Genomic DNA, 26,383 nt, shown 5'->3' with positions numbered 1-26,383 from the left:
TGCGTCATATGAATATGCGCGCCGGATTCCGGTGTTGACATTTTCTGATCTCGGTTAATAATTTTACCAACTAAAATAATGTGGGTGAGGGCGCGTCTCGTGTATCTGGGTTTGGATCTGGGGACCTCGGGTCTCAGGGGAATTCTTGTGGACGAGGCCGGGCAGGTTCTGGCCGAGGCCGAGGCTGAGATCGCCACGTCGAACCCGCAACCGGGCTGGTCCGAACAAGCCCCGCAGGACTGGATCGACGCCTGTGTAACCGTAATGGGCCGACTGCATGAGACGAACGGCGATGCGCTGGCGCAACTGCGGGCGATCGGACTGAGCGGCCATATGCACGGCGCAACGCTGTTGGATCGGGACGGCGCCGTCCTGCGGCCGTGCGTTCTGTGGAATGACACCAGATCCGCGCAAGAGGCCAAAGAATTGGACCAGACCCCAGGGATGCGCGAGATCACGGGCAATATCGTGTTTCCCGGGTTCACCGCGCCCAAGCTGGAATGGGTCCGTGCCCATGAGCCCGACCTGTTCGCCCGTACGGCCATGGTGTTGTTGCCGAAGGATTATCTGCGGTTCTGGCTGACCGGGGAGTATGTCAGTGACATGTCCGACAGCGCGGGAACGTCGTGGCTGGATGTCGGCGCGCGAGACTGGTCGGACAGGGCGCTGGAGTTGGGTCACATGAGGCCCGATCAGATGCCGCGGCTGGTCGAGGGCGCCGACCCCGGTGGCGAGCTGCGGGAGGAACTGCTCCGGGAGTGGGGGCTGTCCGGCCCGGTTGTGGTCGCTGGCAGCGCTGGCGACAACGCCGCGGCCGCTTGCGGTATCGGCAGCATCGACGAAGGGTCCGGGTTTTTGTCCCTTGGCACCTCGGGTGTGCTGCTGATGGCCCGGAATAGCTATGCACCTGCCCCCGAGACGGCGGTTCATTGCTTTTGCCATGCGGTCCCCCGGCGTTGGATACAGATGGGCGTCATCCTGTCGGCGACCAACAGCCTGAACTGGCTGTCACGCAACCTCGGCCAGTCGGTCGAGGCGCTGGCAGGGGCGCTGCCCGCCCAGCCAAACGGGCCGTCGTCGTTGACCTTTCTGCCCTACCTGTCCGGCGAGCGGACGCCGCACAATGACAGCGCCATCCGAGGGGCTTTTCTGGGCCTCGACATCGCCTCGGGGTCGGCGGATCTGGTGCAGGCGGTGATGGAGGGCGTCGGTTTCGCAATGCGGGATTGCCTTGAGGCCCTGAGGAGCACAGGCACCGAACCGTCGCAGTTGATTGCCGTAGGCGGCGGTGCGCGGTCCCGGTATTGGCTTCAGACCATCGCCACCACGCTGAATGTGCCGCTGGCCCTGCCCAAGGGGAGCGCGTTCGGGGCTGCGACTGGTGCCGCGCGGCTGGCCATGTGCGCTGCCGGGGACGCAACACCCGAACAGGTCATGACCCCACCAGAGATCGACGCCGTCATCGAGCCGCAGAGTGATTTGACCGAAGCCTATGACAGCGCCTACAGACGATACAGAGCGTATTACAAGGCCCTGGCGCCATTGGCTGGATGATGAACAAAAGTCGCAATGATTGCACTGATATCCCGGTTGCCGACCTGCGAGATGGGGACATGCGGGTGTCATTGCTGGGCTATGGGGCGATCACGCAAGGGTGGTGGTACAAGGACCAACCGCTGATCCTTGGCTATGACGACCCGACCGAATACCTGAACGACCCGTTCTATCTGGGCGCGCTCGTCGGGCGGGTCGCCAACCGGATCGGCGGCGCAGGGTTCGATTTGGACGGCACCCATCATGCGCTGATTGCGAACGAAGGGTCGAATACGCTGCATGGGGGGCATGAAGGGCTCTCGCGCCAGTTTTGGCAGGTCGAGCAGCTCTCGCCGCGCGAGGCGGTGCTGGTCCATGTCTCACGTCACGGCGTGGGCGGATTTCCGGGGGCTGTTCGGTTCGAGGTCGGGGTCCGGTTGGAATTCCCTCGCCTGACATATTCGATCTCCGCCTGGCCGGACAGGCCGACCCCGATCAGCATCGCGCAACACAACTACTATACGTTGGGGTCTGCTCAAGGCATCTCCGAGCACCGATTGCAGTTGGCGTCGGATCGTCACTTGGAGCTGGACGATCAGGGGATACCGCATGGCGGGATCGTCGACTCTGCATCGGTCGGGCTGGATTTCGCCGCCCCCCAACCGATCGGGCAGGCCGCCATGGACCTCGATCATTTCTTTCTGTCCCGCACCCGCGGTATGGTGGCCCAACCGGTGGCCACCCTTGCGGCGCCGTCGGGTCTGACGATGACGGTCCATTCCGATCAGCCCGGGGCGCAGATCTACTCTGCCGCCCATCTGTCCGCGCCATTTGCGCCGCATGCCGGGGTCTGTATCGAACCATCAGGCTATCCGAATGCGCCGAACGTCGCCGCGTTCCCTTCGATCATATGCACGCCCGACAAGCCGTATCACCAGACGCTGATACTTGAGATCTCCGAGGCAGGGGCATGAGCGTGATCCGTTCCTTATCGGCCTTGGCTGTTCTCGCCAGCTTTGCCACCGGGACAGCGGCCCAGAACCTGGGCCCGCCTCCCGAGTTCATCGAGCCCGACCTTGCCATCGTGGAACTGGGTCAAATGCTGTTCTACGACCCGATCCTGTCGGGAAACGAAAACATCAGTTGCGCCACCTGCCACCACCCAAGGTTTGGGACCTCGGACGGGATGTCGCTGGGCGTCGGAGAAGGCGGGGTGGGGCTGGGCAGCGCCCGCGGGCTTGGGTCCGACAACCTGCCCGAACAGCGCATCCCGCGCAACTCCCCGGCCCTCTGGAACCTTGGCGCGACCGAGTTCACGACGTTCTTCCACGATGGCAGGCTCGAGGATGATCCAGAGCAACCTTTCGGCATCAGAACACCGTTGGGGCAGCATATGCGGCCGGGGTTCCGCTCGGCATTGGCGGCTCAGGCCATGTTCCCGGTTCTGTCGCCGGATGAGATGGCCGGACATTACTCGGAAAACCCGATCAGCAAGGCGGTGCGCCTGGGCCTTCTGACGCAACAGGGTGGTGCATGGGACCTGATCGCCGGGCGGGTGGTTGCGGTTACGGAGTATCAACGGATGTTCCGCGACGTGACCCCCGAAAAGGAGGTCTCGTTCGCAGCCATCGCCAACGCGATTGCCGATTTCATCGCCTTTGAATGGCGTGCCGACAACAGCCCCTTTGATCGCGCGATGCGCGGAGAGGAACCACTGCCGCCCGACGCGGCGCGCGGTATGCAGCTGTTTTACGGCAAGGCCGGCTGCGGATCGTGCCATTCGGGGTGGTTTCAGACCGACCACGGGTTTCATGCGATCGCGATGCCGCAGATCGGCCCGGGAAAGGCTGCTCGGTTTGAAAACCACTTCCGAGATGATGGCCGACTGCGCGTAACCGGTGCAGCCGAAGATGCGTTTGCGTTCCGAACGCCGTCGCTGCGCAATGTCACGCTGACTGCGCCCTATGGCCACGATGGCGCCTATGCTCGGCTCGAGGACGTGGTTAGGCACCACCTTGACCCCGAAGGCGCGTTGCGGCGCTACTCGATCGAAATGGCAGAGCTGCCCGCCTTTCCCGGAGCCGATGATCAACGGCCGCTACAGGATCCGGCCTTGGTCGATGCCATCGCCGCGGCCAACGAGTTGCAACCGATTGCTCTGTCAGACGCAGAGATCAACGACATCCTGAGTTTTCTGGCCGCGCTGGAGGATCCCGCCGAACGGCTGGGTGTACCAGAGCGGGTGCCCAGTGGGCTGCCAGTCGACAAGTGATCAGCGCCGCAGTCGGATGATCCGGTTGGTGTCGTATGTCTCCCAGTCCGAGGGGTCTCCGCCGGGCCAGACAACACGAGTGTCCACGGTCTTGGCATTGCCCAGACCGAAATGCTGCGGCCCGGCCATCCCGCTGGCATGGCCGCCGCCGATCGTGATCTCGCGGGTCTGAATTCCGGCAGCGGTCCGGACTTCGACAAAGGCACCGATGGCCTGCGAATTGACGTCATGCTGGCCCAGATCCACCATGATCCAGTTCCCCGCGGCGGGCTGGTTCTGATAGATTTCGGCCGGTGATCCGCGATTGACCACAACCAGGTCCAGCCAGCCGTCATTGTTCAGATCATGCAGTGCGGCGCCGCGAGATTTTGCCATCGATGCCACACCGGCCTCAGCCGCGGATTCGAAAAACTGACCGGATTCCAGCTGCAGCAACAGGCTGTTGGGGTCGTCCTGCGCCGCATCCGGCATCTGCTCGACATTGCCCTTGGCGACGAAAATGTCGTCACGCCCATCGTTGTTCACATCCGCGAATTGCGCGTGCCAACCGGTCGATGGTCGCCCGTCCGCGCCGATGTGCGGCCGGTGTGCGGTCGTGCCCTTGTCATAGGTCGCATCACGCCATGTGGGACCGCCGGCTTCGGGGTCGAAAATCTGGAACTTTTGATCTCCCATCGAGGTCAGGTAGACATCGGGATAGCCATCCCCCGTCAGATCGCGCGACGCGATGCCCATGCCCCAGATCGAATAGGGCAGCCAGCCTTCGGCTTGATCATACAGGCGCGGAGTATCTTCCATCGCCCACATCTGTTCCTGTCCGTCTCGGACATAGTAGTGCCGATCGTTGCTGATCCGCAGATCCGCGCGCCCGGTCCGGCCCCAATCCGAGAACAAAGCCGACAGCGCACAGTATCCGGGTTCCAGCCGAACGGGCGGGCCATAGGTTTCGCCAAGGGGGCGGTACAGCAGAGTGGGGCCGCATGCCTCGAATGGGCCATTCGGATTATCGCGGTCCACATAGGTTCCGAAGGCCAGAGTGGGCAGTGTCTGCCCGGGTTCCCATGTTGCCGAGAAGGCCGTGGTCCAATGGTCATCGGAGTTAAAACCAAGCCCCGCGAATGGGCTGAACCGGCAATCGGGCCCACCTTTGAGCAACAGGTCCGCCCCAACGCGCAGAACCACAAGGTCCAGGATGGCGTCGCCGTCGATGTCCATCGGGTAGGCGCCGGTCACACCTGTCAGTGACAGCGGCTCCGGCGTGTTTGCCTGAAAGGAGATTTGCGCCTGAGAGGTGTTTCGGAACAGCTGCGATGGGTTCGCCCCACCAGCAAGGAAGAGTTCCGGCAAGCCGTCCCCGCTGCAGTCGAAAACCGCGACGCCGCCACCCACAAAATGCTCCCAGCCGCCGTCGTAGACATGAGAGGGAATGTCGATCGGTTGATACCGGGGGATGGCAGGATCGGCACTGGCGGTCGTGGCGAAGGCCGCCACCAAGGCGAGTTCAGCTCGCATGGGCTGCGATCTCTTGCACCTTTAGGATCGACACTTGTTCGATCCCGTAGGCCGCCGCGCCCTTGGCCCACATGAGGTCGCCCCAATGATGTACCTTGATCTCGGGCAGGGCGGTGTCGACATTCACCACTCCGTTTCGAATGCGCGCCATCACGTCGTCCGAACACAGGTGCTCAAAGCTGACCCGGGCTCCGGACAGAATGATGCAATCGGGGGCAAACAGATTGATCAGGTTGGACAGGCCCAAGCCGAACATCTGGCCCGCGCGGGCCAGAACGGAAATCGCCCGTTGGTCCCCGGCGTGCGCGCGGTCGTGAATGTCGGAAACGGTTTCCAGCGCGCTGCTTTGCCCGGCGACCGTCATTTCTCGGATCAATGCATAGTCGCCGACATAGGCCTCGAGGCATCCCCGTTGCCCGCATTGGCACAGCGCCCCGTCCAACTGGACCTTGGCGTGCCCGAATTCGGCCCCGCAGCCATGGTTGCCCCGGAACAGCTTGCCGTCCAGAACGATGCCCAGTCCGACACCGTGTTCGATCGTGACGACAAGAAAGTTCGACAGGCCCTTGCCCAAGCCGAAGAGCTGTTCGGCCTTGGCCACCAGGTTTGCATCGTTTTCAATGAAGGCCGGGCAGGGCAGGCCTTCGTCCAGAAACGCGGCGAAGTTCACATTGCGCTCGGTGATCGAAGATGACCAGTGCACGAAATTCCTTTCGGCATCGACCAATCCGGCGATGCCTATGGAAACACCTGAAAGCCCGTCGATCGTACGGTCGATCTTTGCGCAGGTCTCCTCAAGCGCAAGGCGCACGGTGCGGACGAAATCGCGCGGGGACATCCTGGCATCTTGCAGGGCGTACATGTGCGAGGTGACTTCGTTGCCTTCGAAATCGACCAGAATGACCGAGATGACCTGACGCGCGACCTTGAGGCCCGCCACAAGATAGGAGGGCCCGTCCAGTTGCAGAAGAACCCGCGGCCGCCCGCGTTTGGCCGATCTGGAATGCGCCTCGCCCTCGGTCTCTCGCACCAGGCCGGCGGAAATCAGGTCAGCGGTTGCGGCGGTGACGGTGGCCGGGCTGGTCTGCAGGGCCGATGCGATATCGATCCGCGAAATCGACCCCTTGGTTCGGATATGCTCCAACACCCGCAGGCGCGTGGCATTCCGTTGGTCCAGCGAGTTTTGAGAAGCCTTGCTTTTCAGCATCTTGTCTCCGCGAATCTTCTGTTGGCCTCAATCTATTGGGATTTGGAGCCTGCGAACAGAGTAAATATTTTACCCGCTGAAATAAATATGATACGCAGAAACACGAGGGCCGCGAATCATGACGCGATGGCCCCATCAACGGGAGGAAATCATGAAACGAATTCTCAGCTTTTCAGCTGCTGTTGCCATGGTTGGCTCGGCTGTCTTTGCCGAGCCGGTCGTCGGCGTAAGCTGGTCCAACTTTCAGGAAGAGCGCTGGAAAACGGACGAAGCGGCAATCAAGTCTGCGCTTGAGGCCGGTGGGGCCGAATATATCTCGGCGGACGCCCAGTCGTCCTCGGCCAAGCAGCTGTCCGACATCGAAAGCCTGATCGCACAGGGTGTGGACGCCCTGATCATTCTGGCGCAGGACGCGCAGGCCATCGGTCCGGCCGTACAGGCCGCCGCGGATGAGGGCATTCCCGTCATCGCCTACGACCGCCTGATCGAGGACGATCGCGCCTTCTACCTGACCTTCGACAATGTCGAAGTGGGGCGCATGCAGGCGCGCGCCGTGTACGAGGCGATGCCCAAGGGAAACTACGTCATGATCAAGGGTTCGCCTACGGATCCGAACGCGGACTTCCTGCGCGGTGGCCAGCAGGAAATCCTTCAGGCGGCGCTGGACAGTGGTGACATCGTGATCGTCGGTGAAGCCTATACCGATGGCTGGTTGCCCGCCAATGCGCAGCGGAACATGGAACAGATCCTGACCGCCAATGAAAACAAGGTCGATGCGGTTGTCGCGTCGAATGACGGGACCGCAGGTGGCGTTGTCGCGGCGCTGACCGCGCAGGGCATGGAAGGTATCCCAGTGTCGGGTCAGGATGGCGATCACGCCGCGCTGAACCGCGTGGCCTTGGGTACGCAGACCGTTTCCGTCTGGAAGGACGCACGCGAGCTGGGCAAGGCCGCCGGCGAGATTGCCGTCGCACTCAGCAGTGGCACCGACCCGTCGGAAATCGACGGAGTGGTCAGCTGGACCTCGCCGGGTGGAACGACGATGAATTCTGTCTTCCTGGCTCCGGTTCCGATCACCAAGGACAATCTGTCGGTTGTTGTGGATGCCGGATGGATCGCGCTGGAAGATCTGTGCCAAGGCGTCGAGAACGGCCCCGCACCCTGCAACTAAACTCCAAAGTCCCCGGCCTGCATGGGCGGGCCGGGGACCCTTGCTGAATTTGAAAGATCGGAAATGACCGAAACTTCGTCTCAGCCGATACCTCAGAAAACCAAGCCAAGCCTGTTCCAACAGCTGGAACTGGACATGCGGCTTTTGGGCATGATCGGCGCATTCGTGATCCTGTGCATCGGGTTCAATATCGTCACTGACGGACGGTTCCTGACGCCCCGCAACCTGTTCAACCTGTCGATCCAATCGGTTTCGGTGGCGATCATGGCCTGTGGTATGGTGTTCATCATCGTAACCCGGCACATCGACCTGTCCGTTGGCGCGTTGCTGGCGACCACCTCGGCGGTGATGGCCATGACGCAGACCGAGTTGTTGCCGCGCGTGTTGGGGATGGGGCTGGACCATCCCGCCACCTGGATCATCACCATCCTGGTCGGTCTTGCCATCGGAACGCTGATCGGAGCGTTTCACGGCTGGATGGTCGGCTACCTGACCATTCCGGCGTTCATCGTGACTTTGGGAGGCTTTCTGGTCTGGCGCAACGTCGCCTGGTATCTGACCAGCGGGCAGACAATCGGGCCGCTGGACAGCAATTTCTTGATGTTCGGGGGAACGAACGGAACCTTGGGAACAACGGCAAGCTGGCTGTTCGGGTTGTTTGCGGCGGCCATTGCGATCTGGGCGCTGTGGGGCAGTCGCCGGGCCAAGGCGGCGCATGGCTTCCCGGTCAAACCCGTCTGGGCCGAGGCAACGCTCGCCGGTATCATTGCGGCGAGCATCCTGGGATATGTGTACATCCTGAACAGCTATGCCATTCCGACGCGCCGGTTGCAGCGTATGTTCGAAGCCCGTGGCGAGACGATGCCCGAGGGCCTGATCGTCGGGTACGGCATCCCGATCTCGGTCCTGATCCTGATCATTGTCGCCGTGACCCTGACGGTCGTGGCCCGCAAAACCCGGTTTGGGCGCTACATCTTCGCGACCGGCGGCAACCCGGACGCAGCCGAGCTGTCCGGCATAAATACCCGCCTGCTGACCGTCAAGATCTTTGCGCTGATGGGCTTCCTTTGCGCGGTTTCGGCGGTGGTCGCCTCGGCGCGGCTGGCCAACCATTCCAACGACATCGGAACACTGGACGAACTGCGGGTGATCGCGGCAGCGGTCATTGGCGGAACCGCCCTGTCTGGTGGCATCGGCACCATCTATGGCGCGATCCTTGGTGCGCTGATCATGCAGGCACTGCAATCGGGCATGGCCATGGTCGGCGTGGATGCGCCGTTCCAGAACATCGTCGTCGGCAGTGTGCTGGTTCTGGCCGTCTATATCGACATCGTCTACCGCAAGCGATTGGGTGGAAAATGACGCAAGCGCAGGGAACTAAGAAAACGCCGCCGGCATCCGGTCGCGGATCCGGGCAACCACCTCTGGTCGAGATGCGAGACATTTCGATCTCGTTCGGCGGGATCAAGGCCGTCGACCAAGTCTCGGTCGACCTGTATCCCGGCGAGGTGGTGGGACTGCTGGGGCACAACGGGGCTGGCAAATCGACGCTGATCAAGGTCCTGTCCGGAGCCTATCAGATGGACCACGGGCAGATCCTGATCGATGGCAAACCGGTCGAGATCAACAACCCGCGCGACGCGCGGGCCAACAATATCGAGACGATCTACCAGACCTTGGCCCTGGCCGACAATCTGGACGCCACCTCGAACCTGTTCCTGGGACGCGAAATGACGACGCCTTTCGGTCTGGTCAACGACGCGGCGATGGAGGCCGAATGCCGTAAAATCATGGCGCAGCTGAACCCCAACTTTCAGAAGTTCAACGATCCGGTTTCGGCTCTGTCCGGTGGCCAGAGACAGTCGGTGGCCATCGCGCGGGCTGTCTATTTCAACGCCCGCATCCTGATCATGGACGAACCGACGGCCGCCTTGGGTCCGCACGAGACGCAGATGGTGGCCGATCTGATTCACCAGCTCAAGGCGCAGGGGATCGGAATTTTCCTGATCGACCACGACGTACACGCAGTCATGGATTTGTGTGATCGGGCCTCGGTCATGAAGAACGGCAAGCTGGTCGGCACGGTCGATATCGCGGACGTGACCGACGACGATCTGCTGTCGATGATCATTCTGGGTAAGCAGCCCGGGCAAAACTCGGAATAGGGGGCAGGTATGACAAGCGGTTTCTTCGAGGGTATCGAAAAGGTCCGGTACGAAGGCGTAGACAGTCGGAACCCGCTGGCGTTCCGTCACTATGACCCGGACGAAGTGGTGTTGGGCAAGCGCATGGAGGACCATCTGCGCTTTGCCGTCGCCTGGTGGCACTCTTTCGCATGGGAGGGCGGAGACCCGTTCGGCGGTCCGACCCTTGTTCGCCCGTGGCACCCGCAAGACGACATGGGACGCGCCCGGATGAAGGCCGATGTCGCCTTTGAGATGTTTGAAATACTGGGACAGCCCTATTTCTGCTGGCACGACGCGGATATTCGCCCCGAACAGGGCAACTTTGCCGAAAACTTGCGCACGCTCGAGGAAATCACCGACTATATCGGTGAAAAGATGCAGGCGTCGGGAACCAAGCTGCTTTGGGGCACCGCCAACATGTTCAGCCATCGCCGCTGGATGGGGGGTGCCAGCACGAACCCTGATCCGGACGTCTTTGCTTTTGCCGCAGCAACTGTGAAATCCTGTATGGACGCGACCCACAAGCTGGGCGGCGAGAACTATGTGTTGTGGGGCGGGCGCGAAGGCTACGAGACGTTGCTGAACACCGATCTGGGGCTGGAACTGGACCATATGGGACGGTTCCTGAACATGGTGGTCGACTACAAGCACAAGATCGGGTTCAAGGGCACCATCCTGGTCGAGCCGAAGCCACAGGAACCCTCCAAGCACCAGTACGACTATGACGCCGCAACCTGCATCGGGTTTCTCAGGAAATACGGGCTGGAAAACGAAGTGAAGCTGAACCTGGAACAAGGCCACGCGATCCTGGCTGGCCACAGCTTTGAACATGAGATCGCCGTAGCGGCGGCCGAGGGTATGCTGGGTTCGATCGACATGAACCGGAACGATTATCAATCTGGATGGGACACCGACCAGTTTCCCAACAACGTGCCCGAAGTCGCGTTGGCCTACTACTACATCCTCAAGGCCGGAGGGTTTTCGACCGGGGGCACGAATTTCGACGCCAAGATCCGCCGCCAGTCAATCGACCCCGAGGATCTTGTCGCGGCGCATGTGGGCAGCATGGACGTCTGTGCCCGCGGGTTGAAGGCCGCGGCCGCGATGATCGAGGATGGCGGGCTTGATGCCGCGTTGACCGACAGATATTCCGGATGGGATAGCCCGAAGGCGCAATCGATGCTTGCTTCATCGCTGGATGAAATCGCAGCCCGTGTGTTGGCCGAAGGTATCAATCCCGAGCCTCGATCCGGAAGGCAGGAGCGCTTGGAGAACTACGTCAACAGGTTTGTCTGACGGCTAAAGGTTCAACGGTTCCGCGCCCAGAAGCCTCGGATTGGTCCGGTTTCATCAGCCGGTACTCGCGACGTAAGACCGGCGGTGCACCACCGGGCCATATCCGAATGCGTGTTGTGGGCGTCGGACCCCGCGGAGGGGGGACAATTGACCCGGGGGCCTTCTGGATTCAATCAGATGCCGGGACTACCAGCCCAAGTTCTTTGTCCGATGCCGTCCCGGCGTATTTGTCCCGCGGCGGCATTGGCCTCAACTTCCAATGTGGCTCGAACGCAAAGCTCGACACTTTGCGGCCGCCCACCAACGCTCCGTTTCCGGCACCCAAGGCATAGTCGTAGTAGAGTTTCACGATTTCTTCTTGTGTCACCTGCCCCGTGGCCTCATGGGCCATGCAGGCGGCTTTCCAGTTTCGGACTCTGTCGTACTCGCCGTTTTGCGGGAGTTCAAAGTCTTCGTAGTATTCCAGAAACCAGAAGCGTTGGAACATCGGTGTTAATACCGCCTCGGCCAACCCGAACTGATCGAACAGAAAAACACCGTTCGGGTTGTGGGTCAGAAGAAAGTCATTGAGGTCACGATAAAGCGCGAGCAGTTTTTCGTTGTGGGCATCTTTCTGCGCGGGGTCCTGGTTCATCACATAGACGTAGCCGGTCATCGTGAAGGCGCCCTCTTTGGCAATCAGCATCGACTCGACCGCATGCTCGGCCGGGTCGCTGCGCCGCAGCTTTGGCCCTTCGAGCATTTCATCGAGATAGCGCAGGATCACGAGGCTTTCCTTGATGATCTGCCCGTCCGGAGTCTCGAGAACCGGCAGAGCGGTCGTTCCGCGCGTTTTCTTCAGCAGCTCTGGATCGCGGGGTTTGGTGATGTCCACGACGCGGAACTCCACCCGGTCCCTCATCCCCCGCAACGCCAGCAGAATTTCAAGCCGCTGTGAAAAGGGACACACGGGAATATGATAGACGATGTGCTGGGTCATGACGTTCAATCCAATGGAGGGCCAGTAAATGACAGGTTATACTTGGCGGCTACGGCCTCGATGTCCGGCATGTCTTCCGGAATTTTGTGCTGGGCCGTTGCCATGGCGTGGAAAAAGCCCTCGAAACCTCCCGGTGTGAGAATGACAAGGTGACGGCTGGGCTCATCACTGATGACCTTGAACGTGTGCTCCTTTCCGCGGGGTATGAAGATGCTTTCGCCCGGGCCGACACGCGTTTCGACACCTTCGACCCAGACTTTGCAGACACCGGTCAAAATCACGAAGACTTCGTCTTCAGCGTGATGGATGTGCCGTGGTGGACCGCTTCCGACCGGCGAAAGGCTGTCTACAATCGACATGGCGCCCCCGGTTTCGGCGGGGTCCAGAATTGTTTTGTAACGAACGCCCTGCCATTCAAGCGTGGCGTCATCAACCAGATGATCATGCATCGCTTCTGTCCTCTGATCCGACATGAAACGAAAGCGCTTTCGGTACCTTACTTGTAGGCGAAAAAAACGGTATCAATCTAACGAAAGTTCATAATACGCGGTATTACCGACATGAATTTCGCAACGCTTGATCTGAACCTGCTCCGTGTTCTTGATGCGATTCTGACGGCGGGGTCCACCACCAAGGCAGGGGAAAGACTTGGGGTTTCGCAATCGGCAGTGTCGAATGCGTTGAACCGCCTGCGGCACGCCTTGGGTGACGATCTGTTTGTGCGGCGGGGAAATCAGCTTGTCCCAACGGATTTTGCGGTTTCGATCAAGGACGGGCTGCGTGAGGAACTCAATCGACTGGAAAGTCTGCTGAGCCGCAATGACGATTTCGATCCCAGGCAAGCATCCGAAACCTTCAAGATCGCGGCCAGCGACTTTTTCGCCGAGCTGCTGATGCCCGGCCTGGGGGGTGTTCTGAACCGCAAGGCTCCGAAGATGGTCGCGCAATTGGTGGATCTTGTTCCCGAGAACTATGTCGAGAGTCTTGAGCGCTACAATGCTGATCTCGCGTTGATCCCGGATACAGATGCACCGGATTGGATCAGCCGAGAGGTGCTGTTTCGGTCGTCCTTCATGGTAGTCGGCCGCGTTGACAACCCATTCTTTGTACAGATCGAAGACGGTGCTGAACTCCCGATGGAAACGTTCTGCGCCTTGTCGCATGTGCTGTTCTCACCCGAGGGCAAACTGGCGGCGATGGGTGATGCGGCTCTGGCGAAAGTTGGTCGGAAAAGGCACGTCGCGATGACGCTTCCGGTGTTTTCAGGGGTGTGCCGAGTAGTCAGTGCAAGCGATCTTGTGGCCTTGGTGCCTTCTCAGCTGGCCAGGAAGTTTGCGCCGGAGTTCGGCCTGAAGGTCCTTGCCCCGCCGTTCGAAATCGAACCCGTCAACATCATAGCTATCTGGCACAGACGATCGGATGCAAATCCGATGGCAAAATGGATGCGGCAACAGGTGTTCGATCTGCTGAAGCCGCTGGACACCAGGTAGTCGGATTAGCATGGTTTGAGTTTCTATTTGCTGACGATTTCCATTGAATAGGCGCGGCGGGCCGAGGCCGGCGGCGGCGGGAAGGGCGCGGCAGCCCGGACCTGTGCCAGTGCGACCTGATCCAGCCGGGACGAGCCCGAACTGCGGGCAACGCTGACCGAAGCCAGCGCGCCGTTGTCGGCGATGCGAAAGGCCACCAGAACCGAGCCTTGGATTTTCACGCTTTTGCGCTGGGCTCGCAGAATCTTGCGCTTGACCAGACCAGAATACGTGCTGGCCTCGGCATTGCCCTGCTCCTGCGCGGCGCGGTTCGTCCGTTTCGCCGAGGCCGCCCCGGTCGCCGCGTTGCCGGTGGCGCTGCCCTTTTTACGGCTGACCGCGGCATTGCCGGTCGGGGTGGGTGGTTTTGGAGGCCGGGCCTGCTGCGGCTCGGGTTTTTGCAGGGTCGGCGTATGGGAGTTCTGCCGCTGGGCCAGGGCCTGCGCCTGTAACCTGGTGGCCGGCTGCGCGCGCGCACGGTCCGCCGGGGCCTCTGGCGAGGTCTGTGCTGGGGCAACGGGTGAGTGACGGGTGGTGGCGGGGGGCGGGGACACGGTTCCGGCCGCATAGTCCCGGAACGAGGACCCCAGCGCCACAGGGGCAACTGCGCCACCGCCTTCGATGAGAACTGCCTCGTCCGTGTCGAATTCGAACAGGGCGGCGGCGTGGGTCGCGGCGGCCAGCACGACCAGCACGGTGGCCATAGTGCGGGATTGCGGGATCATGGCAGGCCCCGTTCGGTCACGACGAAGACCCTATTGGCGCCCAGGGCCCGCAGGGCGTCGCTGACCTGTTTCAGCCGCACCGCCGGCAAGGCCCGGTCGGGCACCAGCCGCACGGCATCCAATGGCAGGTCAATCGAGGCGCGCTCGACATAGGCCGCCACATCCGTCAGCTCGGCTCCGCGATATTCCAGCACGCCGTCGGCGCGGATGACCAGCGCATCCGGGGGCTCGCGCCCTTCAAGATCCGCCGTCCGCACCAGTTGCACCGACTTGCCCAGGGGCGGCGCCAGCGTGCCCGCGATCATGAAGAAGACCAGCATCAGAAAGACCACGTTGATCAGGGCGATCGTCGGTTCGCGGCCGGGTTTCGTTTTGGGGGTCAGCCGGATCATCCGATGACCTGCGTGCTGAGGCGGGACACGGGTTCAAGGGCGGTCAACAAGTCGATCAACTGCTGCGAGGTCGCCCCGCCGCCCAGGCTGATCAAGGCCAGCTGGTCGGTTCGGCCGTCGAACCGGGCGGCGACGGCGTCGGGCGCGACTTCGGTGCCGTCGATCAGGATGCGGTCGCGTTCCAGCTTGATGAAGCGGATGGACCGCTGGGCCTGCGACCCGCCCGCCGCGGCGGTGGTCAGTTCGATCTCGGCATATTTCGAGAAGGTCGAGGTGAGCATGAAGAACAGCAGCAGCAGAAAGATGACATCGATCAGGGATGTCATCGACAGGCGCCGGCGCCGCCTCGTGCGGGGTTCAAGCGCCATGGGCCAGCGCCTCGGATGGCGGGATGGCCGGGCGTGGCGCGGCGGCGTGGCCGGGGGCAAACACCGTGCGCAGGGCGCGGTTGGCAAAGACCCGTTCGCGGGTCATGCGCGCCTCGAACCAGGTCAGGACCAGCGAGGTGGGCATGGCCACGGCCAGCCCTGCGGCGGTCGTCATCAACGCAACCCAGATGCCGCCGGCCAGCAGCGCCGGATCCACCGCGTTGCCGGCCTCCTGAAGGGTGCGGAAGGCCTCGATCATGCCCAGCACGGTGCCGAACAGCCCCAGCAGCGGCGCAAGCTGCGAGATTATGTCCAGCACGTTCAGCCCGCGTTCCAGCCCGGCAAAGCGCGCCTCGGCCTCGGCATCGGCGCGGTCCATCAGTTCCGGGCCGTGCCCGTCCAGCGCCATGGCGACCACCGGCGCCAGATAGCTGCGGCTTCGGTCCAGATGCGCGCGCGCGGTTGCCCGGTCGCTGCGGTCCCAGGCTTCGATGGCCAGCGACAGCTCGACATGCCTCCCGACCCCGGCGGCCTTGTATTGCCACAGCTTGTAGAGGATCAGCGCCATTGTCGCGACCGAGGTCGCGATCAACACCGCCACGACCGGGCCGCCCAGGTCCAGAATTGCGGTCAGTCTTTGCAGAAACGCATCCATCGGATCATCCAATCAATTCGGTCTCAAGGCGGCTGCGCAGCGTCAGACCGGACAGGCAGGCATCGGCCAGATCGCCGGGATAGGCGCAGTCCTGCACCCCGTTGATCAGGATCCGGCTGATCTGATTGCAGGCCAGGCCGGCGAATTTGAACTGGCGCACGCGGGGCCGCCCGGCGGGCAGGTCCTGGAAATCCAGCAGTGTCAGCAGGGCCACTTCGCCTTGCGCGCCGAACAGCACCGTTTCATAGACGGCGCCGCCGATATCGGCGGGGTGGGCGTTTTCGACCACGAAGCTCAGCAGGCAGCCCTGATCCTGGTCCACGGCCGAGCTGAGCTCGATCGTGACGCCGCCCGCGCCCTGCGTGTCTTCGGCACTGGCCAACCCCGCCGCCGCGATGGGGGGCAGGGCCAGCAGGACCGCCCGAACAAGATTTTGCACAGCTTTTGTCATGACGGGTCCTTTCCCTGAGGGGTTCAGAAGGTCTTGGCCACGGTCAGCTTGAAATTCCGGCCCGGCGAATTGCGGGTCGACAGGTTCGGCTGATAGGCCTTGTCAAAGATGTTCTCGATCCCCGCGCGCAGCTCGAACCCGGCCAGCGCGCCCTCTTGCGGCAGATAGGTCGCGCGCAGGGTGTTCACCCCGTATCCGGCTACTGGATCGCCCGAGGTATTGAGCCCCGACTTGGCGCCGAAGATCTCCCAGCTGACATCCAGGGTTTCGCCAAACCGCTTGCCCAGGGTTATCCGCGCCGAATCCGTGGGTTCGTTGCGCCACGGCGATCCGATGCCCGCCGCGCTGAACTCGGTGGCGCTGACGATGTTGGCGTTGAAATCGAAGTAGAAGCCCGTGGCATGGGCATAGGAGGCTTCAATCTCGACGCCCTCGGTTTCGACCTTGGACAGGGGCTGGGACGGAGTGCCCGACACGTACGAGGTGATGTCCCACAGATCGGTGCTGTATACATTGACCTTGGCGCGCAGGACGTCGCCGGTGGCGAAGATGTCGCCGCTGTCATAGGAAATGCCGGCCTCCCAGGTGCGGGATTTCTCGGGCTTGGTCATGTAGAGCGGTGTGCCCAGATCGTCGATGATCGGCAGGCTTTCGGTATAGGCCCCGCCCGCGAATACCGCGAAGCCGCTGGCGAATTCATAACGGGCCGACAGGCCGCCCATCAGCGCGTCGTTGTCATAGCTGCCGTTGAAGGGCGCGGCCGCGTCGCCGTTGCCCTTGATGTCCTGCGTTTCGTACCGCAGCGCGGGCGTGACGGTCAGCCGGTCGTTGAACTGGACGTCGTCAACCGCAAACAGCGCGATGCGGCGGTCGGTGCCGCCCGGCGCCGATGGGGCATCCAGCCGCTCGCGGTCGATGAATTCCACCCCGAACCGCAGATCATGCGACGCGGCCCCGGTCTGGAAATACGAACTGTTCTTGATCGTAAGCTTGGTGGTTTCGTAATTGTGCGTGGCATCGGCCAGCGCCCGGATGCCGGGGAAGAAGGGCGTTCCCTCCAAACTGGACGAACCGGGCACATAGCTGCTGTCGATGGCCTGCTCGGAATAGCTGAGATTGACGTCCAGATCGACCAGATCGTTGCTGGCCGGCCGGTACTGATAGCGCAGAACGGCGATCCGGGTTTCGATGTCGCGGTCCACGTTGCCGAAGGCGTCCGCCGTCGTGCCGAAGGAATCATAGGGCACGTCGCGCTCTTCCGAGGTGGACTGGTTCCAGGACGCGGTGATCGAATGTTCAAGGTTGTCGCCAAAGCTGTATTTCCCTTTGGCCAGCAGCGACGGCAGGGTAAAGGCGCTGTTGCCGATCGTGTCGCCGTTCCCGTCCTTCTGATCGCTTTGGTCGCGATAGGTATAGTTGAACAGGAATTCGGTCTGCCGGTTGGGTTGCCACGCCAGGATCGACGACGAGGCAAAGCCGTTGCCGTTGGAATACCCCTCGAGCGTCTGGCGGAAGCGGAACCCCGGCTCGCCGCCGGTGAAGTCCGACGCGTCCTTGGTTTCCAGCTGAACCACGCCGCCGACGACGCCCGAGCCGTATTCGAAGGACCCGACCGTGCCGCGGATGACCGAGACGCTTTTGTACAGCTGCGGATCGGTGAACAGCTGGTTGCCGATCCGGTACAGCTCTTCCGCGCCGGTGGTGGCGCCGTCGACCAGGATCAGAACCTTCTGGTCGGTGCCGAAGGTGCCGTTGGCCCCGTATCCGCGGATGTTGATGCCCGATCCTTGCGGGGTCGAGCCGTTCACCAAGGTGACGCCGGGAACCGAATCGATCAGCTCGGCCACCGTGTTGGCCTGACGGTCGTTGATCTCTTCCTGGTCGATATTCGTGACCGGAACCGCGGTGCCGGTCTGGATCTCGCGTTTGCTTTCGCCCAGTTCCAGGGTCCCGAGGAACCCGTCATCCTGTTCCTGCGCCCAAACCATGGACGCCATCAAACCAAGGCAAGAGGCAGTCCCAAGCAGGCCTGCAATATGAGTACGCGCACGCATTTCTGTCCCTTCGAAACAAGTGTGAGGACCGGAGATGCTTGCAGTTCGCTGGCGCTGGTCAGTTTTTTTTTCTGTTTTTTGGAATCGCCTGTTCGCGGCGACTTGTGCTCGTTAATAAAGGTGACTAAAACAGTCAACATAATTTCGTGCCTGTAATTTCGGCACTGCCAGCAGGTCTCTGATTGCGATCAGCGCCCGGGCCAGCACCCCCTTGGAACCACGAAGAAGACGGGAAACCCGCTATGGAACAGGTGCTTATGGCTCCTCAGGATATTCGTGCCGCCTATGCGCAGAAGACAGGCCAGCGAGACCGCGATTTCGCGGAATCGCTGGGGTTGAGCGAGGGCCAGCTGGTCGCGGCCTTTGCCGGGCAGGGCGTAACGCGGCTGAACCCCGGCCTTGACGGGCTGTTCGGCCAGTTGGCTGGTTTGGGCGAGGTCATGGCGCTGACGCGCAACCCGTCCTGCGTGATCGAAAAGATCGGGCGATACGACAATTACCACAGCGGCCAGCATGCCGCGATGGTGCTGACCGAAGAGATCGACCTGCGCATGTTCCCCGCGCAATGGCACCATGTCTTTGCCGTCGAGCGGGAAACCGAGGCCGGTCTGCGCCGCTCGATCCAGGTGTTCGATGCGGCCGGGGACGCGGTTCACAAGATCATCCTGCGCGATGGCTCGGACCTAGGCCACTGGGGCAGCTTGGTCCGGACACTGGCCGCCGAGGATCAAGGCCAGACGATGGCGGTCGCGCCGCGCAAACCGGCCGAAGGACCCAAGGCCAATGCCGACAAGGCCGACGCCCTGCGCCACGAATGGGCAAAGATGACGGACACGCACCAGTTCCTGCGCCTGACCTCCAAGCTCAAAATGAACCGGCTGGGCGCCTATCGCATCGCGGGCGAACCGCTGGCCCGCGCGGTTGATCCCGCGGCGGTCACCGGCCTGTTCGAACAGGTGAGGGATCAGCAGATCGAGGTGATGATCTTCGTCGGCAACCGCGGCTGCATCGAGATCCACGGCGGGCGGGTGCGGAATCTTCAGCAGATGGGGCCGTGGTTCAACGTGCTGGATCCGGGCTTCAACCTGCATCTGCGCAGCGATCACATCGCCGAGGTCTGGGCCGTCGACAAGCCGACCCAGCGCGGCCCGGCAATCTCGGTCGAAGCCTTCGACGCGGACGGCGCCCTGATCCTGCAGATCTTCGGGCGCCGCACCGGCGAGGCCGATCATCGCCCCGCCTGGGATGCGCTGGTGGCCGCGCTGCCCGGCCCGGCCGATACCGGAGCGGCATGATGCGGGGCCTGGTGACACTCTGTGCGGCATTGCTGGTTTCGGCCGCGGCCGCGCAGGCCGAGAGCAAACGCGTGATCGCCATCGGCAGCTCGCTGACCGAGATCGTCCATGCCCTGGGCCAGCAGCACCGGCTGGTCGGCCGTGACCGCAGTTCGATCTATCCGCCCGAGGCGGCGGATCTGCCCGATGTCGGGTATCGCCGGGCCCTGTCGCCCGAGGGCGTGCTGTCGGTTGCCCCCGACCTGATCCTGGCGCTCGAAGGGTCGGGCCCGCCCGAGACCATCGTGGTGCTGCAAGAGGCCGGCGTGGATTACGTCACCATTGCCGACGAATTCTCGCGTGATGGCGTCATCGACAAGATCCGCGCCGTGGGTGTCGCGCTGGGGGTCGAGGCCGAGGCCGAAGCCCTGGCGGCCGAAACCGCACGCCGGCTGGACCGGGCGCTGGCCCAGGCGCCCGACGCGCAGGACGCGCCGGTGAACGTGCTGTTCCTGCTTTCGGCTCGGGGCAGCGAATTTGTCGTCGGCGGGGCCGAGACCCAGGCAGACACCATCATCCGGATGGCCGGAGGCAAAAACGGGGCCGCGGATGTGACGGGTTTCAAGACGATGACGCCCGAAGCCATGGCCGCCACCGCGCCGGACGTGATCCTGATGATGGAGCGCCAAGGCGAGCCGACCATCTCGGATGAAGAGCTGTTCGCGCTGCCCGCGGTCCGGCTGACTCCGGCGGGGCGGAACCGGGCGCTGATCCGGATGCCCGGCGCCTATCTGCTGGGCTTCGGCCCGCGCACCGCCGACGCGGTTATGGATCTGTCGGCCGCATTGCGGAGCGTCAGGGGCTCATGACGCTGCCACTGGACAACGGCGCGCCCCCGACCGCCGCGGCCCGCAGGTCGCGGGCTGCATGGGTGACGCTGGCCTTGATCGGCCTTCTGGCCGTGACCAGCGTGGCCAGCATCTCGGTCGGCGCGTCCGAGGCCTCGTTGAAGATGGCCGTTTCAGATCTGCTGCATGGCCGGGGCCTGTCGGATCTGAACCGGATCGTGCTGTGGGACATCCGCCTGCCGCGGCTGGCGATGGGCATCCTGGTCGGCGCGGCGCTGGCGGTGTCGGGCGTGGTGATGCAGGGGCTGTTCCGCAACCCGCTGGCGGATCCGGGCATTGTCGGCGTCAGCGCGGGGGCAGGGCTGGGCGCGATCACCGCCATCGTCTTCGGCAACCTTCTGCCCGCCGCCGTTCTGGCCTGGGTCAGCAGTGGCCTGGTCGCGGTTGCCGCCTTTCTGGGCGGCTGGGCGTCGGTCCTGATCCTCTATCGCGTTTCGACGCGTCAAGGGCAGACCTCGGTGGCCACGATGCTGCTGGCCGGAATCGCCCTGGCGGCCCTGTCGGGCGCGGTGTCGGGGGTCATGGTGTACATCGCCGACGATCAGCAGCTGCGCGATCTGACATTCTGGGGCATGGGGTCTCTGGCCGGCGCGACCTGGACCAAGGTGGCGACCGCCGCGCCTCTGATACTGGCGTCGATCCTGTGCGCGCAGCGTCTGGCCCGCGCCTTGAATGGCCTGGCCATGGGCGAAGCGGTGGCGCATCACATCGGTATTCCGGTGCAACGCAGCAAGAGCATCGCGATCCTGACTGTGGCCGCCGCCACCGGCGCGGCCGTGGCCGTGTCGGGTGGGATCGGGTTCATCGGCATCGTCGTGCCGCATCTGCTGCGGCTGGGCACCGGCCCCGATCACCACCGGTTGCTGGTGAATGCGGCCTTGCTGGGCGCCGCCCTGCTGCTGGCCGCCGACATGATCAGCCGGGTGATCGTGGCCCCGGCCGAGCTGCCGATCGGCATCGTCACGGCCATTCTGGGCGCGCCGGTGTTCTTCTGGATCCTGCTGCGCCGCCACGGATCGATGGGTATGTGAATGATGAAAGCTGAAAATGTCAGCGTCCGCATCGGGCGCAAGCAGATCCTGCGCGATGTGGATTTCCTGGCCGAACCCGGACAGGTCACCGCGATCATCGGGCCCAACGGCTCGGGCAAATCCACCTTGCTTAGGGCGCTGTCGGGCGACATCCTGTACACCGGCCGTATCACCTTGAACGGCCAGGACATCGCGGCTCTGCAGCCCTGGGAACTGGCGGCGATGCGGGGCGTTCTTCCGCAATCCTCGGCCGTCGCCTTTCCCTTCACCGCGCTGGAAGTCGTACGCCTGGGCCTGCCCGGCGGCCTGGCCAACGGCGACGACGCCCTGCCGTCGCGCGCGATGGCGCATGTCGATCTTGCGGGGTTCGAGCCGCGCTCGTACCAGAACCTGTCCGGCGGCGAGCAGCAACGCGTGCAGCTTGCGCGCGTTCTGACCCAGGTCTGGAGCTCGGTGCGGCGCGACCGGCCGCGCTGGCTGTTACTGGACGAGCCCGTCGCCAGCCTGGACATCGCGCATCAGTTCACGGTTCTGCGCATCGCGCGCGAATTCGCCGATCAGGGCGGGGGCGTCGTGGTCGTGATGCATGACCTGAACCTGACCGCGTTGTTCGCCGACAAGGTCTGCGTTCTGTCGAACGGAGAGGTCTGGCGCACCGGGGCGGTTTCGGACGTCATGACCGACGAGGTGATGCGGCAGGTCTACGGCATCGATCTGCCGGTCAGCACGCTGCCGGCAACTGACGTTCCGTTTGTCTTGCCGCAGGCTCTGGTTTGAGGCCCAATCCCCACTGAGCCAAACTGCATGGCAGCCAGATTTCATGCAGCAGGCGTACCAATCCAACGCACGGTCTCACGGGTTTCACCATGACGCGTGGGACCGCTATTCGGAATTTAGCGAAACCACTCTGCGAGAATTTCGAAACCGTGACCCCGGTTCGAAGTTGCGCTTGATGGGTCAAACGGCAGGTGCTTCACTTTTTTCAGTGCGGGGCGTGTTCACATGCGAAACGCGCTCAATACACCCGAGACGCTGACCCGATCTCGACGATCAGGCCCGTCCGCCTGATCGCTTTCGATCAACGAGAATCAGCGCCGAAGACGACCAACATGGAGAGATGCAACATGAACAAACTTGCTACGTTACTGGGGGGCGCATCGATGGCGGTCGCTGCCCCGGTTTTTGCTGCCGATATCGTGATCGGTGTCCCGAACTGGGCGTCGGTGAACGCCACCGCGCACATTCTTGAAGTCGTTATCGAAGAAAACCTGGGCCTTGATGTCGAATTGCAGAACGGGACCAACCCCATCGTGTTCGAAGCGATGGATTCCGGCGCGATGCACGTCCACCCGGAAGTCTGGATGCCGAACCAGCAGAACCTGCACGACACCTATGTCAAACAGAACGGCACAGTCGTGATGAACGAGAACCCGGTTCAGGCCGAGCAGGGTATGTGCGTTCCGACCTACATTGCCGAGGAATATGACATCAAATCCATCGACGACCTGAGCGATCCGGACAAGATGGCCATCTTCGACACTGACGGAAACGGTACCCCCGAGGTTTGGATCGGCGCACCCGGCTGGGCGTCGACCGTGGTCGAGAAGATCCGCGCCAAGTCCTATGGCTATGACCAGATCTTCGAGCTGACCGAGTACGAAGAAACCATCGCCTACGCCAATTTGGCAAACGCGACCAAGGCCGGCGATCCGTGGATCGGGTTCTGCTACAGCCCGCACTACATCTTCGTGACCCAAGAACTGACCGTGCTGGAAGAGCCGCCGCATGATCCGGCCACTTGGACGATCGTTCAGCCCACCGATGACCCGGACTGGCTGGACAAATCCGAGGCCTCGACCGCGTGGAACGGGGCAACTCTGCACCTGCACTACGCCAAAGAGCTTGAGGAAAACCATCCCGAGGTCGCGGCCCTGTTCCGCAACTACCAGATGCAGGGTGATGATCTGAGCGCGATGGGCAAGGCGCTGGCTGTGGACAACATCGAAGCAGCCGATTTCGCCCGCCAGTGGGTGGCTGAAAACGAAGACACCGTTATCGGCTGGCTGACGAACTAAATCACAAACGCATGGGGCCGTCGCGACTGATCGCGGCGGCCCTTTGCCTGTTTGCCGGGATGCAACCCCGTAGATGAGGGGCAAATGGACGAACCTGTCGTAAAACTAGAAAATGTCTGGAAAATTTTCGGCGCACGGGCCGAAGAAGCCATGGCTGCGGTCCGGAATGAAGGTATTGGAAAACCTGAAGTTCTTGAAAGATTCAATTGCGTGGTGGGTGTTCAAGGCGCCACGTTCGAAGTGCCGCGTGGCGAGATTTTTTGCATAATGGGCCTGTCGGGTTCAGGCAAGTCGACCCTTGTGCGCCATGTCAATCGCCTGATCGAGCCCACGGCCGGAAAGATCGAGATCATGGGGCAGGACGTGTCCAAGATCTCCGAGTCCGAGCTGCGCCGCATCCGCGCGCAGCAGATCGGAATGGTATTCCAGCACATGGCGCTGATGCCGCACCGTTCCGTGCGCGACAACGTGGCCTATCCGCTTGAGATCCGCAAAGTCTCGAAATCCAAGCGCTGGGCGGTCTCCGATCATGCGCTGGGCCTGGTGGACCTGACCGGCTACGAGGACCGGTTGCCCAAGGAACTGTCGGGCGGGATGCAGCAGCGCGTGGGCATTGCGCGCGCGCTGGCTTCGGACCCGGAAATCCTGTTGATGGACGAACCATTCTCGGCGCTGGACCCGCTGATCCGGCTACAGTTGCAGGATCAGTTCAAGGCTCTGGTTGCGCAGCTGAAAAAGACCACGCTGTTCATCACCCATGACCTGGACGAGGCGATCCGCATCGGCCACCGCATCGCCATCATGAAGGACGGTGTGATCGTCCAGATCGGCACGCCCGAGGACATCGTGATGAACCCGGCCGACGACTATGTGCGCGAGTTCGTGCAGGGCATATCCAAACTCAAACTGGTCAAGGCACATTCGATCATGGAGCCGTTGGAGAGTTATACCGGCCCGCTGGATGGCGCGCCGCGTGCCGATGAGGGCGCAGACCTCGACCAGCTGATCGATCTGGCCGTGAACACCGAGCTTCCGGTGGTGATTACCGATGGCGGTCAGGATGTCGGCGTCGTGACCAAACCACGCCTGTTGCGCGGAATTCAGGGGGGCAAAAATGACTGATGCAACCACGGAATTGAAAGTCACGGCCGCCTCCGACATCGAAGTGGACCGCGAGGCGCTGGATCGGTCGATCCACGAATTCGCAGGCCCCAATGGTGATTATTACGTCAACGCCTTTCACAAGATCCACGATGCAACCAGCCCGATCCCGAACACGTTCAACCTGTGGGCGGCGGTGCTGGGGCCGTTCTGGTCCGCCTCGCGGGCGATCTGGGGGATGTTCTGGACCTTCCTGATCCTTGAGATCATCGCTTGGGTGCAGATCGGGCGGGGAGCCTGGGGCAACCCGGGGGCCGATCTGGCCGAACGCGCGGCCCGTCAGCAGGAACGCGCAAACGAGCTGCTGGCCCGCGCGGCGGATGCAACCGAGAAGGCAGACATAGACCGGTTCAACAAACTGGCCGCGAATATCCAGAAAGCGGCAGACAGCAGCCTTGAGAAAGCGCAGCTGGCACAGTCCGAAGCCCTTGGGATCATGGTCACCGGTCTACTGATGCTGCTGGTATTCAAGCTGGTTCAGGGGTTCTACGCTGACCGGGTGTACGAAAAGCAGTACTCGAACTGGCGGATCAACCCCGACAACACCGAAAGCGGCCGCTCGGCGCGGAACACGGTTCTGGGGGCGGTTCTGATCGCTGCGATCGGACCGCTGATCGTTTACAAGTTCACAGTGAATGCCTCGCTTCCGCTGCTGGATGCCTTCCCCGAAAAACAAGTGTCCGAGATGATACTCGGGCCTGATCAGGGAACATTGTTCTCGGTCGTGGCCAGCTGGATGGAGGCCCGGATCGACGCCGCCGCCGCCGCGGGCGGAGACATTTTCGACGGGATCGTTGCCGGTGTACGCTCGGTTCTGGACGGGCTGACCGTGGCCCTGATCGGGTCGCCCTGGCCCGTGGTCATGCTGGTGATCTGCGTGACCGCGTGGCGCGCAGCGGGTCCGCGCGTGGCGATCTTCACCGCCGCGTCGCTGGCCTATATCGCGCTGCTGGGCTATTGGGACGTTGCGATGGAGACGGTGGCACTGGTGGGCGCGGCCGTGCTGCTGTGCGTCACCTTCGGCATTCCGCTGGGCATCTGGTTCGGCAAATCCAAACGCGCCTATCGCGCGGCCGAGCCGGTGCTGGACCTGATGCAGACTCTGCCGGCCTTCGTTTACCTGATCCCGATCATTGCCTTCTTTGGCACCGGCAACCCGCCGGGCATCCTGGCCACGATCATCTTCGGCATGCCGCCGGTGATCCGCCTGACGGCGCTGGGCATGCGCGGGGTGCCTGAAAGCATCAAAGAGGCCGCCGTGGCCTTTGGTGCCTCGAAATGGCAGTTGCTGAAGGACGTGGAAATCCCGCTGGCGCTGCCGTCGATCATGACCGGCGTGAACCAGACCATCCTGATGTGTCTGTCGATGGTCGTGATCATCTCGCTGATCGGCGGCGGGGGCCTGGGCAAGGAAATCCTTGAGGCGCTGCAATACGCGGCCAAGGGGCCGGGCCTGCTGGGCGGTTTTGCGATCCTGTTCCTGGCCATGGTCATGGACCGCATCGTTCAGGGCGCCTTCCGACGCGAAGACGAAAAGATCTGACGCGACAGCCGCCCCCCCTGGAATACCAGTGGGGGCGGTTTCATTTCAGAGCGGGGAGACA

General features: G+C 62.5%; 25 protein-coding genes. 15 read left to right on the top strand and 10 right to left on the bottom strand.

Annotation, left to right across the window (positions count from 1 at the left end):
- Positions 1–99 precede the first annotated feature (99 nt).
- From xylB to ACR0NY_RS10460, 3 genes are read left to right on the top strand one after another with little or no spacing between them, the layout of a single operon-like run.
- Positions 100–1,554: a xylulokinase gene (gene xylB / locus ACR0NY_RS10470; RefSeq protein WP_170367720.1), complete on the top strand. Its 1,455-nt coding sequence runs from the start codon at positions 100–102 to the stop codon at positions 1,552–1,554.
- Entirely contained in the window at positions 1,551–2,507 is a 957-nt protein-coding gene (locus ACR0NY_RS10465; RefSeq protein ID WP_480771283.1) for an aldose epimerase family protein, read from the top strand. Before xylB ends, ACR0NY_RS10465 begins: the two co-directional genes overlap by 4 nt.
- Positions 2,504–3,805 (top strand): cytochrome-c peroxidase, encoded by a 1,302-nt coding sequence (locus ACR0NY_RS10460; RefSeq protein WP_170339572.1) that lies wholly within the window; start codon positions 2,504–2,506, stop codon positions 3,803–3,805. The genes ACR0NY_RS10465 and ACR0NY_RS10460 overlap by 4 nt, the downstream gene beginning before the upstream one ends.
- Here ACR0NY_RS10460 and ACR0NY_RS10455 read toward each other — a convergent pair whose 3' ends face one another.
- On the bottom strand, positions 3,806–5,317 hold the full coding sequence (locus tag ACR0NY_RS10455) for a CRTAC1 family protein (protein ID WP_170339574.1): 1,512 nt from the start codon (positions 5,315–5,317) through the stop codon (positions 3,806–3,808).
- Entirely contained in the window at positions 5,307–6,524 is a 1,218-nt protein-coding gene (locus ACR0NY_RS10450) for an ROK family transcriptional regulator (RefSeq protein ID WP_170339576.1), read from the bottom strand. Before ACR0NY_RS10450 ends, ACR0NY_RS10455 begins: the two co-directional genes overlap by 11 nt.
- A 151-nt stretch (positions 6,525–6,675) precedes the next feature.
- Here ACR0NY_RS10450 and xylF point away from each other — a divergent pair, with 151 nt between their 5' ends.
- The 4 genes from xylF to xylA all read left to right on the top strand — a co-directional run bounded on the left by xylF (position 6,676) and on the right by xylA (position 11,177).
- Complete coding sequence (gene xylF, locus ACR0NY_RS10445; protein ID WP_093965002.1) at positions 6,676–7,695, top strand: D-xylose ABC transporter substrate-binding protein; 1,020 nt, start codon at positions 6,676–6,678, stop codon at positions 7,693–7,695.
- Between the two features lie 63 nt (positions 7,696–7,758).
- Positions 7,759–9,057: a sugar ABC transporter permease gene (locus ACR0NY_RS10440; protein ID WP_170339578.1), complete on the top strand. Its 1,299-nt coding sequence runs from the start codon at positions 7,759–7,761 to the stop codon at positions 9,055–9,057.
- Between the two features lie 71 nt (positions 9,058–9,128).
- Positions 9,129–9,860 carry an ATP-binding cassette domain-containing protein gene (locus ACR0NY_RS10435; RefSeq protein WP_093965003.1) on the top strand — a complete coding sequence of 244 codons (732 nt, stop codon included), beginning with the start codon at positions 9,129–9,131 and terminating at the stop codon, positions 9,858–9,860.
- Between the two features lie 9 nt (positions 9,861–9,869).
- Positions 9,870–11,177 carry a xylose isomerase gene (gene xylA, locus ACR0NY_RS10430; protein WP_170367724.1) on the top strand — a complete coding sequence of 436 codons (1,308 nt, stop codon included), beginning with the start codon at positions 9,870–9,872 and terminating at the stop codon, positions 11,175–11,177.
- Positions 11,178–11,346: 169 nt separating this feature from the next.
- Here the strand turns inward: xylA and ACR0NY_RS10425 are convergent, their stop codons facing one another.
- Positions 11,347–12,156, bottom strand: coding sequence for a glutathione S-transferase family protein (locus ACR0NY_RS10425; protein WP_170367726.1), 810 nt, complete (start codon positions 12,154–12,156; stop codon positions 11,347–11,349).
- A gap of 5 nt (positions 12,157–12,161) precedes the next feature.
- Complete coding sequence (locus ACR0NY_RS10420; RefSeq protein ID WP_170367728.1) at positions 12,162–12,605, bottom strand: cupin domain-containing protein; 444 nt, start codon at positions 12,603–12,605, stop codon at positions 12,162–12,164.
- A gap of 111 nt (positions 12,606–12,716) precedes the next feature.
- On the opposite strand from ACR0NY_RS10420, the gene ACR0NY_RS10415 reads away from it, so the two are divergent.
- Positions 12,717–13,646, top strand: coding sequence for a LysR family transcriptional regulator (locus ACR0NY_RS10415; RefSeq protein WP_170367730.1), 930 nt, complete (start codon positions 12,717–12,719; stop codon positions 13,644–13,646).
- 23 nt (positions 13,647–13,669) lie between these two features.
- Here the strand turns inward: ACR0NY_RS10415 and ACR0NY_RS10410 are convergent, their stop codons facing one another.
- Genes ACR0NY_RS10410 through ACR0NY_RS10385 form a run of 6 tightly spaced genes read right to left on the bottom strand, consistent with a single transcriptional unit; the run spans position 13,670 to position 18,264 of the window.
- The gene (locus tag ACR0NY_RS10410) at positions 13,670–14,410 is read right to left on the bottom strand and encodes an energy transducer TonB (RefSeq protein WP_170367732.1); all 741 of its coding nucleotides are present in this window, start codon (positions 14,408–14,410) and stop codon (positions 13,670–13,672) included.
- A complete protein-coding gene (locus ACR0NY_RS10405) occupies positions 14,407–14,802 on the bottom strand; it encodes an ExbD/TolR family protein (protein ID WP_170340208.1) in 396 nt (131 codons plus the stop codon). Before ACR0NY_RS10405 ends, ACR0NY_RS10410 begins: the two co-directional genes overlap by 4 nt.
- On the bottom strand, positions 14,799–15,128 hold the full coding sequence (locus tag ACR0NY_RS10400; protein WP_170339593.1) for a biopolymer transporter ExbD: 330 nt from the start codon (positions 15,126–15,128) through the stop codon (positions 14,799–14,801). Before ACR0NY_RS10400 ends, ACR0NY_RS10405 begins: the two co-directional genes overlap by 4 nt.
- A 31-nt stretch (positions 15,129–15,159) precedes the next feature.
- Positions 15,160–15,825, bottom strand: coding sequence for a MotA/TolQ/ExbB proton channel family protein (locus ACR0NY_RS10395; RefSeq protein ID WP_170367736.1), 666 nt, complete (start codon positions 15,823–15,825; stop codon positions 15,160–15,162).
- A gap of 4 nt (positions 15,826–15,829) precedes the next feature.
- The gene (locus tag ACR0NY_RS10390) at positions 15,830–16,276 is read right to left on the bottom strand and encodes a hypothetical protein (protein ID WP_217354827.1); all 447 of its coding nucleotides are present in this window, start codon (positions 16,274–16,276) and stop codon (positions 15,830–15,832) included.
- 23 nt (positions 16,277–16,299) lie between these two features.
- Positions 16,300–18,264 (bottom strand): TonB-dependent receptor domain-containing protein, encoded by a 1,965-nt coding sequence (locus tag ACR0NY_RS10385; RefSeq protein WP_254432843.1) that lies wholly within the window; start codon positions 18,262–18,264, stop codon positions 16,300–16,302.
- A gap of 308 nt (positions 18,265–18,572) precedes the next feature.
- On the opposite strand from ACR0NY_RS10385, the gene ACR0NY_RS10380 reads away from it, so the two are divergent.
- The 7 genes from ACR0NY_RS10380 to ACR0NY_RS10350 all read left to right on the top strand — a co-directional run bounded on the left by ACR0NY_RS10380 (position 18,573) and on the right by ACR0NY_RS10350 (position 26,322).
- Complete coding sequence (locus ACR0NY_RS10380; RefSeq protein WP_170367740.1) at positions 18,573–19,625, top strand: hemin-degrading factor; 1,053 nt, start codon at positions 18,573–18,575, stop codon at positions 19,623–19,625.
- Positions 19,625–20,473 (top strand): heme/hemin ABC transporter substrate-binding protein, encoded by an 849-nt coding sequence (locus ACR0NY_RS10375; RefSeq protein WP_254432844.1) that lies wholly within the window; start codon positions 19,625–19,627, stop codon positions 20,471–20,473. Before ACR0NY_RS10380 ends, ACR0NY_RS10375 begins: the two co-directional genes overlap by 1 nt.
- Positions 20,470–21,543: a FecCD family ABC transporter permease gene (locus ACR0NY_RS10370; RefSeq protein ID WP_170367743.1), complete on the top strand. Its 1,074-nt coding sequence runs from the start codon at positions 20,470–20,472 to the stop codon at positions 21,541–21,543. The genes ACR0NY_RS10375 and ACR0NY_RS10370 overlap by 4 nt, the downstream gene beginning before the upstream one ends.
- On the top strand, positions 21,544–22,320 hold the full coding sequence (locus tag ACR0NY_RS10365) for a heme ABC transporter ATP-binding protein (RefSeq protein WP_170339607.1): 777 nt from the start codon (positions 21,544–21,546) through the stop codon (positions 22,318–22,320).
- A gap of 347 nt (positions 22,321–22,667) precedes the next feature.
- Positions 22,668–23,618: an ABC transporter substrate-binding protein gene (locus ACR0NY_RS10360; protein WP_093964480.1), complete on the top strand. Its 951-nt coding sequence runs from the start codon at positions 22,668–22,670 to the stop codon at positions 23,616–23,618.
- An 84-nt stretch (positions 23,619–23,702) separates the two neighbouring features.
- A complete protein-coding gene (locus tag ACR0NY_RS10355) occupies positions 23,703–24,740 on the top strand; it encodes a quaternary amine ABC transporter ATP-binding protein (protein WP_170367745.1) in 1,038 nt (345 codons plus the stop codon).
- Positions 24,733–26,322, top strand: coding sequence for an ABC transporter permease (locus tag ACR0NY_RS10350; RefSeq protein ID WP_170367747.1), 1,590 nt, complete (start codon positions 24,733–24,735; stop codon positions 26,320–26,322). The genes ACR0NY_RS10355 and ACR0NY_RS10350 overlap by 8 nt, the downstream gene beginning before the upstream one ends.
- Positions 26,323–26,383: the final 61 nt, after the last annotated feature.

This window comes from Ruegeria sp. BJ5 (assembly GCF_056537865.1).
Note: the sequence above shows the minus strand (reverse complement) of the source record. Positions and strands in the feature narration are given on the sequence as shown.

Excerpts from the sequence above, each read along its gene's own strand:
- ACR0NY_RS10385 (WP_254432843.1), bottom strand. The coding sequence starts at position 18,264 with ATGGTTTGGGCGCAGGAACAGGATGACGGGTTCCTCGGGACCCTGGAA.
- ACR0NY_RS10425 (WP_170367726.1), bottom strand. The coding sequence starts at position 12,156 with ATGACCCAGCACATCGTCTATCATATTCCCGTGTGTCCCTTTTCACAG.
- ACR0NY_RS10410 (WP_170367732.1), bottom strand. The coding sequence starts at position 14,410 with ATGATCCCGCAATCCCGCACTATGGCCACCGTGCTGGTCGTGCTGGCC.
- xylF (WP_093965002.1), top strand. The coding sequence starts at position 6,676 with ATGAAACGAATTCTCAGCTTTTCAGCTGCTGTTGCCATGGTTGGCTCG.
- ACR0NY_RS10390 (WP_217354827.1), bottom strand. The coding sequence starts at position 16,276 with ATGACAAAAGCTGTGCAAAATCTTGTTCGGGCGGTCCTGCTGGCCCTG.
- ACR0NY_RS10400 (WP_170339593.1), bottom strand. The coding sequence starts at position 15,128 with ATGACATCCCTGATCGATGTCATCTTTCTGCTGCTGCTGTTCTTCATG.
- ACR0NY_RS10435 (WP_093965003.1), top strand. The coding sequence starts at position 9,129 with ATGCGAGACATTTCGATCTCGTTCGGCGGGATCAAGGCCGTCGACCAA.
- ACR0NY_RS10380 (WP_170367740.1), top strand. The coding sequence starts at position 18,573 with ATGGAACAGGTGCTTATGGCTCCTCAGGATATTCGTGCCGCCTATGCG.
- ACR0NY_RS10365 (WP_170339607.1), top strand. The coding sequence starts at position 21,544 with ATGATGAAAGCTGAAAATGTCAGCGTCCGCATCGGGCGCAAGCAGATC.
- ACR0NY_RS10370 (WP_170367743.1), top strand. The coding sequence starts at position 20,470 with ATGACGCTGCCACTGGACAACGGCGCGCCCCCGACCGCCGCGGCCCGC.
- ACR0NY_RS10455 (WP_170339574.1), bottom strand. The coding sequence starts at position 5,317 with ATGCGAGCTGAACTCGCCTTGGTGGCGGCCTTCGCCACGACCGCCAGT.
- ACR0NY_RS10395 (WP_170367736.1), bottom strand. The coding sequence starts at position 15,825 with ATGGATGCGTTTCTGCAAAGACTGACCGCAATTCTGGACCTGGGCGGC.
- ACR0NY_RS10350 (WP_170367747.1), top strand. The coding sequence starts at position 24,733 with ATGACTGATGCAACCACGGAATTGAAAGTCACGGCCGCCTCCGACATC.
- ACR0NY_RS10415 (WP_170367730.1), top strand. The coding sequence starts at position 12,717 with ATGAATTTCGCAACGCTTGATCTGAACCTGCTCCGTGTTCTTGATGCG.
- ACR0NY_RS10440 (WP_170339578.1), top strand. The coding sequence starts at position 7,759 with ATGACCGAAACTTCGTCTCAGCCGATACCTCAGAAAACCAAGCCAAGC.
- ACR0NY_RS10460 (WP_170339572.1), top strand. The coding sequence starts at position 2,504 with ATGAGCGTGATCCGTTCCTTATCGGCCTTGGCTGTTCTCGCCAGCTTT.
- ACR0NY_RS10405 (WP_170340208.1), bottom strand. The coding sequence starts at position 14,802 with ATGATCCGGCTGACCCCCAAAACGAAACCCGGCCGCGAACCGACGATC.
- xylA (WP_170367724.1), top strand. The coding sequence starts at position 9,870 with ATGACAAGCGGTTTCTTCGAGGGTATCGAAAAGGTCCGGTACGAAGGC.
- ACR0NY_RS10450 (WP_170339576.1), bottom strand. The coding sequence starts at position 6,524 with ATGCTGAAAAGCAAGGCTTCTCAAAACTCGCTGGACCAACGGAATGCC.
- ACR0NY_RS10360 (WP_093964480.1), top strand. The coding sequence starts at position 22,668 with ATGAACAAACTTGCTACGTTACTGGGGGGCGCATCGATGGCGGTCGCT.
- ACR0NY_RS10465 (WP_480771283.1), top strand. The coding sequence starts at position 1,551 with ATGATGAACAAAAGTCGCAATGATTGCACTGATATCCCGGTTGCCGAC.
- ACR0NY_RS10355 (WP_170367745.1), top strand. The coding sequence starts at position 23,703 with ATGGACGAACCTGTCGTAAAACTAGAAAATGTCTGGAAAATTTTCGGC.
- ACR0NY_RS10420 (WP_170367728.1), bottom strand. The coding sequence starts at position 12,605 with ATGCATGATCATCTGGTTGATGACGCCACGCTTGAATGGCAGGGCGTT.
- ACR0NY_RS10375 (WP_254432844.1), top strand. The coding sequence starts at position 19,625 with ATGCGGGGCCTGGTGACACTCTGTGCGGCATTGCTGGTTTCGGCCGCG.